This is a genomic window from Bifidobacterium lemurum, assembly GCF_014898175.1.
Taxonomy (GTDB): Bacteria; Actinomycetota; Actinomycetes; order Actinomycetales; family Bifidobacteriaceae; genus Bifidobacterium; species Bifidobacterium lemurum.
In genome coordinates this window covers 1,868,971-1,880,954 of sequence record NZ_CP062948.1, presented here as the reverse complement: position 1 = coordinate 1,880,954, position 11,984 = coordinate 1,868,971, and the positions used below count along the sequence as shown (strand labels likewise).

The window sequence follows — 11,984 nt, the reverse complement described above, 5'->3', positions numbered from 1 at the left end:
ATATCTTACGGGTTCGCACGCCAAGCTACGTAGTTTCGGCGTGCTGTTTTCCGACGTTCCGTATAAAAACAGCGTCTTATCCCTTCTATCCACTGACATTCACCGCCGACAGTCGATGCCGCGCCGTCGTTCGCGGCATCATACGTTCCGTCGGCGGCCCCGTCGGTTCGGCGGCTCGACGATGCCGGCGCAAGGCACCGTCCCACCCGCGCGAGCGTCGTCTCAGCCGCGCAATGTGACGACGGTGACGCTATGGGGACGCAGGGTCACCGCGAGTTCCCCGGCGTTCGCCGCCAGATGCGACTCATGATGCGTATGGGACAGCACGCCGTGACCTTCGCCCTCGTAGCCCAAGGTGTTGCGCTCGTCCGAATCGGCGTGGAGCGCATCGATCTCCAGTACGGTTCCGTGCGTCGGGCCGGCGGCCGCGTTCCGTTCCGCATCGTCGCCCTCCGCCGTCGCGTGCTTCGCGCCCGTCGCGCCCAACGCGCGCAATCCACGGGATATATCCAGTGTCACGTTGACGCTCCGCGCGCCGGTGTTCACCATTTTGATGTACCGCACGAACGTCGTGTCCTCCCGCGCCGAGGGGTCGTCGCCGGTGGCCGAGACGAACAGGTCGCGTCGGGGCCGCGCCGTATCCGCCGGATTGGCCGGACGCCCGACGGCATCGCCGACCTCGCACGCATAGGCGGTGCCGCCCAGACGCTCGGCGAACAGCCGCGCCACCTCGTAATTCACCGACGGCATCACGTGCGCCGCATTGAATTCGATGAGGTTCTGCTCCCATCCTTTGGCGGTGGCATGGGCGAACAGCGGCGCGTAGGAGGTCATGCGCACCACATCCGAATTGCGTTCGCAACCGGTGAGGAAGGCGGCCTCGGCGAGCGCGGTCCGCCAGATGTTCGCCGTTTCGGGCTTCTGCGGCTGCCCGGCGAAGTAGCCGTTGGCCGAGTATTCGCCGAAGTAGACGCCCGCTCCGTCGCGCGGATATCTGTCGAAGCGTGTGGCTTGTGCGATGAACCATTCCGGGGAATGGTAGGAGTGCTCGTCCACGATCACCGCGTCGCCGGTGGCCGAGCCGACGGCGGGCAACGGATCGCCGTCGCATCCCCTGCGTCCGTCGCGCGGGGCGACGCCGTCGGCGAGTCCCTCTTGCGTGAGTGCGTTCCGCGCCGTCCCGATCCTCCGGTCCGTCCCGTTCGCCGCGGGGCCGGTCGGCTGGTCGGCGATCCGCCGCGCGTGCTCCCAGCTGCGACGCATCGTGGGTTTGAAGGGGAACAGGCCGGCGCTCATCACGCACAGCATATCGGGATACCGTTCGTGGATGGCCCGCGAGATGATGTCGAATTTCTCCAGATAGTCCGGACCGAAGTTCTCGTTGCCCACGCCCACCATATCCAGGCCGAACGGTTCGGGATGCCCCATATCGCGTCTTACCGCGGCCCATGCGCCGGTGTCGGGATCGCCGTTGGCGAATTCGATCAGGTCGAGGTAGTCCTGCACCACGTTGCTCCGGAAGGCCAGCGCGTCAGTGGGCATGTGTCTGGGGTCGCGGCCGGGCGACTGGCAGGCGATGCCGGCGAACAGGGTGGGCAATGGCTTGGCGCCCAGATCCTCGCAGAGGCAGAAGTATTCGTAGAAGCCGATCTGATAGCTTTGCGAATAGCTGGAGCCGTCCGGCGTTTTGAACGCCCAGATGGAGTACTGCTGGCGTCGGGCGGCCAGCGCGCCCACGGTGTCCTTCCACCGGTATTCGTTGCCCGGAGTCACGCCTTCGACGATGCATCCTCCGGGGAATCTCAGGAACGCCGGCTTCAACGCGGCGATCGATTCGACCATATCGCGCCTGAGCTTGCCGTGACGCCATTTGGGGTCGCCCGCGCCCCAATACTCCGCGTCCATCAGTTCGACGCAGTCGAAGTCGAACACGCAGGCCGCGCCGTTCGTGATATCGACGCGCAGCTTGCCGTAATCGCCGCCCACTCCGCGCAACGTGAACCGCACATGCCGCCAGCCGTCGCCGCCTTTCGTCACGCGGGCGTCGACCGCGGAACGCGCGTCCACGCACGCGCCCGCGCCCCGTCCGGATCCCGCGTCGCAACGGATGTCCCCCACGTCCGTCAGCGGCAGTCCGTATCGGTCGACCACGCATGCATGCAGCGTCGCCTCTCCCGACACGGGGCGCACCCATGCCGCGAATTCGTAGAGCCGGCCGGGCCGAACCGCCATCGCGCAGCGACCGGCATACACGCCGCCGCCGTTGTATCCGAGGTTCTCGATGCGGGCGGCCGTCGCCGCGTTGGCGCCGGCCGGCACGCTCACCCGCGCGTACCGGCTGTGGCGGTGCAGGGGCGGCGCCGGACAGTCGGTGGCCACGCGTTGGCCGTGTTCGCCGCGGATCTCGCTGCCGCAACTGGTCGCCGCGCATCCTTCGAACCGCCAGAAACGCAGCGGATCGGCCTGGGTGCGCCACCGGTCGCCGCCGGACGGACGCATCGTGTGATGGTCGAGATACACGCCGTCGAAGCTGTAGTTGTTCACCATATTGGCGTTGAGTCCGCCGTCCGCGGACAGGTTGATGTCCTCGAAGAACACGCCATAGAGTCGATCGCTGACCGGATGCGTCGGTGCGCCCACGGAAATCCTCACCATGCGCCCATTGTAGGGACGACGGGAGGCAAATTCACGAGGCGTTCATGTGCGTGTCACCCGCACGTCGCCCATCGTCCTTCCCGCGCATACCTGAGGACTCTACGCTGGTGGGCACAACGGCGCGGATAAGGCCGTCCGTTCCATAGATCGTGGCTGAGGAGTCGGCATCATGCACACCCTGACGGGCATTCGCGAACGCATCGACCATGTGTACCCGAATCTGCGTCCCGCGGAACGGGCGGCCGCCTCCTACGTGCGGAACCATATCGCGCAGGCGGCGGAACTGACGGTGGGGCAGCTGGCCGACGCCGCGCATGTGAGCCAGCCGACGGTGATCCGGTTCGCCCGCAAACTCGGATTCGGAGGATACCGTGAGCTGCGCTACGCGCTGCGCCATCCGGAGGCCGAGCATCGCGTGGCCTTCGACCCGCTGGCGGGGTTCGACCTCAATCCATGGGACAGTCCAGACGAGGTGCCGGCCAAGGCCATGGCCGGCATCTCCGCCGTGATCGACGAGCTGCGCCGGGCGCTTGACATCACGGCCTTTCGCAAAACATGCGCCGCGTTGCGGGCGGCCAGTCTCATCGACGTATATGCGGTGGAGAATTCGCTGACGCCCGCCACCGACCTGTTCACCAAACTGTCCTATCTGGGATTGCCCTGCCGTCTCAACACGGACGCCTACTTGCAGCATATCGGCGCGGGGCATCTGACACAGGACGCGGTGGCGGTCGCGATCTCGCATTCGGGAACCTCGGCGGACACGGTCGCGGCGCTGCGTCTGGCGAAGTCGGCGGGAGCGAAAACCATCGCCGTGACGAACACCCCTTCCTCCCCGCTTGCGGCGACGGCCGACATCACGCTGCTCACCGGCACCAACGAACATACGATCCACGGCAACGCGATCTTCTCGCGCGTGGCCGATGTGGCTTTGGTCGACATGCTGTACATGGGCGTGCTGCTCAGCGACTACGGCCGTTTCTCCACCGCGCTCGACGAGTCGGGCCGCATGATCCGCGACCGCGCGGTCAGCCTCTAGGCAGCGCATCCGCCCGCGGCAACGCATCCGGAATCACCGACGCATCCGCCGGCCCGACGGATGCGTTCGACGAGGGAAAACTACAAAACTTCATCAAAGCGACGTAGTTTCGCTTGCTGTTCACATTCATTTCCCATGGCTTTCCCCCAATCCGACGCCATACGCCAGTCCGCGGGGCGACGATGGTATCGGGCCGACGCCCACGCCGGACCGTCCGGCGACACCTGTCCTCCACGTCGGGAAGACGTGGCGCATCGTCAAGAAATGAGAACCATGCTCGAACTGAAGAACATCTCCAAGTCGTTTGGGGACGCACGCGTGCTCGACGACATCAGCCTGACGCTGGATGACGGCCAGATCATGTCGATCCTCGGCCCCTCGGGCGGCGGCAAAACCACCCTGCTCAACATCGTGCTCGGCATCACCGACGCGACCTCCGGCCGCCTCCTGCTCGACGACGAGGATCTGACCGACGTGCCGATGGAGAAGCGCGGTTTCAACATCGTGTTCCAGGACTACGCGCTGTTTCCCAACCTCAACGCCTATGAGAACATCACCTACGGCCTGCGCAACCATCCGGGCGTCTCGACCGCGGACGAGATCCGCGAACTGATCGGACTGCTCGGTCTCGAAGAGCATCTGGACAAGCGGATCGACGAATTGTCGGGCGGACAGAAGCAGCGCGTGGCGTTGGCCCGCACGCTGGTGATGAAGCCCCGGCTGCTGCTGCTCGACGAGCCGCTCGCCGCCCTCGACGGCGTGATCAAGGAGTCGATCAAAGCCAAGATCGCGCAGATCGTCGAGCAATACCGGCTCACGACGATCATGGTCACGCATGATCCGGAGGAGGCGTGCACGATGAGCGACCGCGTGCTCATCCTCAACGGAGGCCACATCGCGCAATACGACACCCCGGAGAACATCCTCGAACATCCGGCGAGCGATTTCGTCCGCTCGTTCATCCTGCGCCAGCTGGAGGTCAAACGCAACAACATCTACTCGCTGTTCAGCGACGACGACGGCGCGCGGCCCCTTGACGCCGCGGCGCAGGAGGCGTGAGATGTCCGTCGAATCCATCCGGGCCGGCAGGCAGCTGTCCAACATCCGCCCCGACGTCGTCAATTACGAACGCCGCCCCCACGCTCCCAAACAGACCGAGCTGTGGACGCTGTTCGCGATCGTCGCCATCGCCTTCGGCTGCTTCCTCATCGCGCCGATGGCGCTGGTCGCCATCACCTCGTTCCAAAACGGCGAGGGAGCGGCCACGTTGGCGAATTGGACGTCGGTGGTCTCCCAACCCGAATTCGCCACGTCGACGCTCAACTCGCTGAAGGTGTCCGCCGCATCGGCCGCACTGGCCGTGCTGCTCGCGTTCCTGCTGGCCTACACGGTCAACTGCACCAACGTGCCCGGCTGGCTCAAACGGGCCATCACGCTGCTCACGCAGGTGCCGATGCTGCTGCCGACCATCACCTACGGCTTCGCCATCATCTACTCGTTCGGCAAGCAGGGCCTCATCACCCGTCTTCTGGGATGGCAGCCATTCGACATCTACGGATTCAACGGACTGCTGATCGGCTATGTGGTCTACACGCTGCCGACCTGCTTCCTGCTCATCCACAACGGTTTCCGATTCGTGGACAAGAGGTTCGTCATCGTCTCGCATATCATGGGCGACCCTCCCGTGACGACGTTCCTGAACACCATCGTGCGCCCGCTGATCGGCACGCTGGCGACCGCGTTCATCCAGGCGTTCTTCCTGAGCTTCACCGACTACGGCATCCCCACCTCGGTCGGAGGCACCTATGACGTGCTCGCCATGACCCTGTTCAACCAGATGCTCGGCTCCATCCCGAACTTCAACCGCGGCGCGGTCATCGCCGTGTTCATGCTCGTCCCCTCGATCATCTCCATCACGTTGATGGCCGTGCTCGAACGTTTCTCGATCCGCTATACGAAGGTCTCACCGGTCGACCCTCCCAAAGGTCGCCGTCGCGACTGGGCGTGCGCCCTGGCCTCGGTGGCGACGCTGGCCGCCATGCTGAGCCTGTTCGTCGTGATCGCGCTTATCCCCTTCGTCAACGAATGGCCCTTCGACACCGGGTTCACGCTTGGCCGCATCACCGCGTTGTTCGGGGACTCCGAACTCACGCAGGTGTTCGTCAACTCGCTGTATGTCGCGGTCATGACCGCGCTTATCGGATGCCTGTTCGCCTACGCGGCCGCCTTGGTCTCCTCGCGTTCGAAACTGCCCGTCTGGGCGAAACGCGCCGTGGACTCCGTCTCGGCGGTGATCAACACCGTGCCCGGCATGGTGCTCGGCATCGCGTTCCTGTTCGCCTTCTCCGGCACCGGACTGCAGAACACGTTCTGGATCCTCATCATCGCGAATGTGGTGCACTACTTCGCCACGCCCTATCAGATGATCAAGGATTCCCTGTCCAAAATGAACGGCTCGTGGGAGACCACCGCCCGTCTGATGGGCGACAACTGGGCCAAGACGATCGTGCGCGTGGTCACGCCGAACGCGGCGCCGACGATTCTGCAGGCGTTCGGCTACTACTTCGTCAACGCGATGGTCACGATCTCCGCGGTCGTGTTCCTGACCGGCGCGCATACGCAGGTCATCACCACGAAGATCTCCGCCTTGCAGCATCTGGCGCAGTTCGATGAGATCTTCACGCTGTCGCTGCTCATCCTCGCCGCCAATCTGGCCGTCAAAGGCCTGGTCGCGCTGCTCACCCGCAAACGCCGCGTCACGGCCGCGTCCGCGATCACGGTCGCATCGGCGGCCCGCGCCGACATGTCGGCGGGATTGCGAACACGGATGGCGGCGGCCGGCGGCCGCATCCGCCGCGGCGCCACCGGAGCGCTGGCGGGCACGCTCGCCGTGCTGCTCGTCGCGTTCGGATGCGGCGCCTTCTCCGGCACGGCCACCGCGGACGGTCAGGTGGTGATCTACACGAACGCCGACGACGAGGCGGTGGAAGCCTTCCAGCATGCGTTGGATGGCAACGGCTATAAGGACCAGTACATCATCCAGTCCTTCGGCACCTCCGAACTCGGCGGCAAGATGCTGGCCGAAGGCAGGGCGCTGGAGGCCGATGTGGTCACGATGAGCTCCTACTACATCGATTCGGCGCAGAAACGCAACCACATGTTCGCCGACCTGACCGAGGTCACCAGCAAGCCGCTCGGCGACAGCGAGAATTCGAAGGCCCCTGATTGGAGGCGTCCGACCACCGCGCAGGAGGGAGCGATCTTCGTCAACACCACCGCGCTGGCGGAAGCCGGAGTCGACGCGCCGACCAGTCTGGCCGATCTGGCCGATCCGCAATACGAGGGATTGATCGCCGTGCCCGATATGGAAGGCTCCTCAACCGGCTGGCTGATGGTGCAGGCGATCGCCGACGCCTACGGCACCGGCGACGAAGGCAAGCGCATCCTCGCCGCGATCTACCGCAACGCGGGCCCTCATCTGGAACAATCGGGATCCGGCCCGTTGAAATCCGTGCGCGCCGGCGAGGCGGTCATCGGCTTCGGACTGCGCCATCAGGCTGTGGCCGACCAGCGCGACGGATTGCCGATCGAGGTGGTCGATCCCAGCGAGGGCAACTACGCGATCACCGAATCGGTGGCGGTGCTCGACAAGGGCGACGACACCAATCCCAAAGCGCAGGCCATGGCCGCGGTCATGGTCGACCAAGCGCGCGGCGAACTGTTGGAGACGTATCCGACGCCGCTGTACGTGGGAGAACAGGCGCCGGCCGGCGGATCAGCCAATCCGAGGACCTTCCCCGAGTCATTGAGCGTCGACCTGCTGCAACGGCACCAGGACTTCTCGGCCGCATGCAAACGCGCCGCCGAACAATAGGCGAACCATCGCATCCGCCGATCCGCGCATCCATCAACCCTCAATCCATCAATCCACCTCTGGACCAACCATAAGGAGAACCCCATGAACGACTACAAGCTGCTCACCCCCGGACCGCTGACCACCACCCGCACGGTCAAGGAGCGGATGCTGTTCGACCATTGCACGTGGGATGACGACTACAAGGCCATCACCCAGCGCATCCGCGCGGAACTGGTCGAGCTCGCCCACTGCGACCCCTCGCATTACACCGCCGTGCTGATGCAGGGCTCCGGCACCTTCGGTGTGGAAAGCGTGATCACCTCGGTGGTCGGCAAGGATGAGAAAGTGCTGCTGTGCACCAACGGCGCGTACGGCGACCGTCAGGTGAAGATCTGCGAGCACGCGGGCGTGCGGTACGTGCGCTACGCGGAACCCTACGACCGCATCCCCAGCGCGGCACGCGTGGCCGAACTGCTGGACGCCGACCCCACCATCACCCACGTGTCGATGATCCATTCGGAGACCACCTCCGGCCTGCTCAATGACATCGAAGACGTGGCCCGCGTGGCCAAATCGCGCGCCCGGACCGTCATGGTGGACGCGATGAGCTCGTTCGGCGGCGTGGACATCCCCGTCGAGGAGTGGGGCATCGATTTTCTGGTCAGCTCCGCGAACAAATGCATCCAAGGCGTGCCGGGATTCAGCTTCATCATCGCCAACCGCGACGCGCTCGAGGCCTCCCGGGGCAAGGCCCGCAGCCTGTCGCTCGACCTGTACGACCAGTGGCGCGGTCTTGAGGACGGCCGGGGCAAGTGGCGCTACACCTCGCCGACGCATGTGGTGCTCGCCTTCGCCAAGGCCTTGGACGAGATGCGCGCCGAAGGCGGACTGCCGGCGCGCGCCGCCCGCTACGCGCTCAACAACCGTCTGCTTATCGCCCGTATGGCGAAGCTCGGATTCTCCACGTACCTGACGGATCATCAGGGACCGATCATTACCACCTTCCTCTACCCCGAAGGCACGGATTTCGACTTCTCCGACATGTACGCGTTCATCAAGGAACGCGGCTACGCGATCTACCCCGGCAAGCTCACCGACGAGGAGACGTTCCGACTGGGCAATATCGGCGAGATCTACGCCGACGACATCGAACGGGTCACCACGCTGTTCGCCGAATACATGGACGCGCGCGGCCTGCTCGAGGCGGCCTGCGGCGCCGCCGACCTCGCCGAGGCGTTGGCCCGCATGGACGCCGCCGGTGCCGACATCAAGGCCGAGGCCCCCGACAACGTCAAGCTCGCCGCCTGACGCGCCGTACGGCCGCATCATTCATTCGATAGACAAATAGACAAGGAGACACCTCACTATGATTTCCCGTTTCGACGCCGTGATCTTCGACTGGGCGGGCACCACCGTGGACTACGGCTGTTTCGCCCCCGTCGCCGCGTTCCAGGAGACCTTCCGCGAATTCGGCATGGATCCCACCATGGATGAGACGCGCGCCCCGATGGGCATGCTCAAATGGGACCATATCAAAACCATGCTCGCCGGCGAACGTCTGTCGGACCAGTGGACGGCGGCGCATGCCGGTTCCTCACCCACCGACGCGGATGTGGACGCCATGTACGCGGTGTACGAGCCGAAGCTGCTGTCCATCCTCGACCACTACGCCGACCCCAAGCCGGGCGTGCTCGACGCGGTCGCGTCGCTGCGGGAGCAGGGGCTGCGCATCGGCTCGACCACCGGCTTCACCGACTCGATGATGGCCATCGTGGCACCGAAGGCCGCCGAGCGGGGCTATGCGCCCGACTGCTGGATCACGCCGGATTCCACCGACGGGTTCGGCCGCCCCTACCCGTATATGGTGTTCGCGAACATGCGCGCGCTGCGGCTGCCCGATGTGCGCCGCGTGGCCAAGGTGGGCGACACGATCTCCGACGTCAGGGAAGGCAAGGCCGCCGGCTGCTTCACCATAGCCGTGACCGAGGGCAGTTCCCAGATGGGATTCGGCGAGTCCGAATTCGAAGCGCTCTCCCCCGCCGATCGTCAGTCCGCCCGTGACGCGGCCCGTGACGCGTTCCTCGCCGCGGGCGCCGATGCCGTCATCGACACGATGGCGGAACTTCCCGTTCTGCTCTCCCAGCTCGGCTGAGCGGCGGAGCGGCGGAGCGGCCCTGTTTGGAGATCCCTCGACTCCGCTCGGGATGACATCGATCACGCATCAACGTCATGCCGAGCGGAGTGCAGCGAGGCACAAGCATCCCCGACTGGAACGACGTTGATCAGACCAGGCGGAAGGCGCAACCGAAGGATTCAGACGCCGCTGTTGTAGATCTGCGACTGCAGGTCCTTGCGCTCGGTCTCCATGCGGGTGATCTCGCCGAGCAGGGCGATCTTCTCCCCACCGTCGGGCAGCGCGGCCATCTTCCGTTTGGCCGCGCCGATCCGCCGCATCAGTCCCATATCAAGCAGTTTGGCGATGAGTTCTGCGGCGTAGCGCCTCTCCTCTTTGCTGGCGGGCTTGAGCTGCGCGGCGGCGGCACCGCCCGACTGCGCGCCTGCGGGCGGCTCGCCCTGCCTGTCGGATTCCGGCAGGGGCAGCGGCATGACGGCCAGCTCGTTGATCGTCGACTCCAGCATCGGGCCGCCCGCCTTGGTGAGATTGTGCATCCACAGTCCCTGCGGGGTGTCGTCGCCGGGCAGTCCGCCGGCCGCGGCGACCGCTTGGAACATCGTGCGGAACACCGGGGTCATGAAGCTGGCGAGCGCGAGACGTCCGAACATCTCCCGATCGATGGCGCGCGGCACTTGGATCAGCATGGCCATGAACTGTTGTTCGGCGATGAACACCGCGTCGTCGATGCGGAAATACGTCTGTTCGGCGGCGTCGCGGTGTTCCAGCGCCCGGCGTCGCGCCGGATCGTCGTAGGGGTTGCGGCCCTGCTCGCCGCGATGCGTCCCGTCCGCGGCGGCCATGCCGTTGCCCGCGCCGTTCGCGCCGCCCGAAGCGCCGAATCGCCGTTTGGGGGCGTAGGCGTCGTCCTCGCGCACGTTGAGCCGGGCGCGCGCGGCGTTCACTTCCCGGCGCATGATGTCGAGGTCCACGCCGATGCGCCGCGTGGCCTTGCGGGTGTAGAGGTCCACCAGCGAACGGTCGCGGATCTGCGCGATCAGCGGGGCCGCGGCTTTCACCGCGCCCATCTGCCCGGTGGCGTAGGTGGTGTCGAAACGGTTGATCGCCGCGTCGATCACGAAGTCGAACAGGGGCTTGGCGTGGCCGATCAGCGAGCGCACCGCCTCGTTGCCGCGTTCGATGCGCAGATCGCACGGGTCGAGATTGTCGTCGGCCACGGCCACGAAGGTCTGCGAAAGGAACGCCGAATCGAGGCCGAAGGCGTGCAGGGCGGCCTTCTGCCCGGCGGCGTCGCCGTCGAAGGTGAACACGATGCGCGAGCTTAGGGCCTGCCCCTCCACTTTCAGCGGACCGATGAGCTGGATTCCGCCCAACGAGTCGTCGGCGATCAGACGACGCACGATTTTCGCGTGCTCCATGCCGAACGCGGTGCCGCAGGTGGCCACGGCGGTGTCGATGCCGGCCAGATGCATGGCCATCACATCGGTGTAGCCTTCGACGATCACCACCTGGCGTTTTTTCACGATCGCGGCTTTGGCCAGATCGATGCCGTACAGCACCTGCGTTTTGCGGTAGAGCTGCGTGTCGGGGGTGTTGATGTATTTCGCGGAGATCTGGTCGTCGTCGTAGAGTTTGCGCGCGCCGAAGCCGAGCGTGCGTCCGGTGGAGTCGCGGATCGGCCAGGTCACGCGGCCGCGGAAGTAGTCGTAGATGCCGCGCTGGCCTTGGCGCGCGAGCCCGGCGTCGAGCATCTCCTGTTGGGTGAAGCCTTTGCCGGCCAGATGGCGCACGAGATTGTCCCATCCTTGGGGAGCGTAGCCGCATCCGAAACGCTCGCAATCGGCTTGGGTGAAGTTGCGGCCGCCGAGGAGTTTGCGCGCGGCGAGCGCCTCCTTGCTCATGATCTGCGAGACGAAGAAGCGCTGAGCCTCCTCGTTCGCCTCCAGCAGGCGCGTGCGCTTCGAGTCGGCGTGCTCGGGCCGGGCGGGACCGTTCTGCTCGTAGTGCAGTTCGATATGGTAGCGGTCGGCGAGCAGCTCGACCGCGCCGCGGAAGTCGACGTTCTCCTGCCTCTCGACGTATTTGAACACGTCGCCGCCGAGTCCGCAGCCGAAGCAATGCCAGACCCCGAGGTTGGGGCGCACGTTGAAGCTGCCGGTTTTCTCGTCGTGGAAGGGGCATAGGCCCACGTAGGTGCCGGTTCCGGAAGGCCGCAGCGTGACGGATGCGGATACGATGTCGTAGAGGTCCGCGCTCGCGCGCACCTTCTCCACGTCCTCTTTCAGAATCATTCCGGCCAT

The 11,984-nt window shown here is 65.5% G+C and carries 7 protein-coding genes; 5 read left to right on the top strand and 2 right to left on the bottom strand.

All coding sequences use genetic code 11. The annotated features are described in order from the left end of the window. Positions 1 to 222: 222 nt before the first annotated feature. On the bottom strand, positions 223 to 2,655 hold the full coding sequence (locus BL8807_RS12005; RefSeq protein ID WP_226847298.1) for an alpha-L-arabinofuranosidase C-terminal domain-containing protein: 2,433 nt from the start codon (positions 2,653 to 2,655) through the stop codon (positions 223 to 225). Between the two features lie 169 nt (positions 2,656 to 2,824). On the opposite strand from BL8807_RS12005, the gene BL8807_RS07170 reads away from it, so the two are divergent. The 5 genes from BL8807_RS07170 (at position 2,825) to phnX (ending at position 9,702) form a co-directional block, all read left to right on the top strand. Further along, positions 2,825 to 3,694, top strand: a complete 870-nt coding sequence (locus BL8807_RS07170; RefSeq protein WP_072726586.1) for a MurR/RpiR family transcriptional regulator — start codon at positions 2,825 to 2,827, stop codon at positions 3,692 to 3,694. A 273-nt stretch (positions 3,695 to 3,967) separates the two neighbouring features. Further along, complete coding sequence (locus tag BL8807_RS07165) at positions 3,968 to 4,753, top strand: ABC transporter ATP-binding protein (RefSeq protein WP_072726588.1); 786 nt, start codon at positions 3,968 to 3,970, stop codon at positions 4,751 to 4,753. A 1-nt stretch (position 4,754) separates the two neighbouring features. Then, positions 4,755 to 7,568 carry an extracellular solute-binding protein gene (locus BL8807_RS07160; RefSeq protein WP_193057463.1) on the top strand — a complete coding sequence of 938 codons (2,814 nt, stop codon included), beginning with the start codon at positions 4,755 to 4,757 and terminating at the stop codon, positions 7,566 to 7,568. An 84-nt stretch (positions 7,569 to 7,652) separates the two neighbouring features. After that, positions 7,653 to 8,858: a 2-aminoethylphosphonate--pyruvate transaminase gene (gene phnW / locus BL8807_RS07155; protein ID WP_072726590.1), complete on the top strand. Its 1,206-nt coding sequence runs from the start codon at positions 7,653 to 7,655 to the stop codon at positions 8,856 to 8,858. A gap of 58 nt (positions 8,859 to 8,916) precedes the next feature. Then, complete coding sequence (gene phnX, locus BL8807_RS07150; protein ID WP_072726592.1) at positions 8,917 to 9,702, top strand: phosphonoacetaldehyde hydrolase; 786 nt, start codon at positions 8,917 to 8,919, stop codon at positions 9,700 to 9,702. A 161-nt stretch (positions 9,703 to 9,863) separates the two neighbouring features. Here phnX and dnaG read toward each other — a convergent pair whose 3' ends face one another. Further along, positions 9,864 to 11,984, bottom strand: a complete 2,121-nt coding sequence (gene dnaG, locus BL8807_RS07145) for a DNA primase (RefSeq protein ID WP_072726594.1) — start codon at positions 11,982 to 11,984, stop codon at positions 9,864 to 9,866.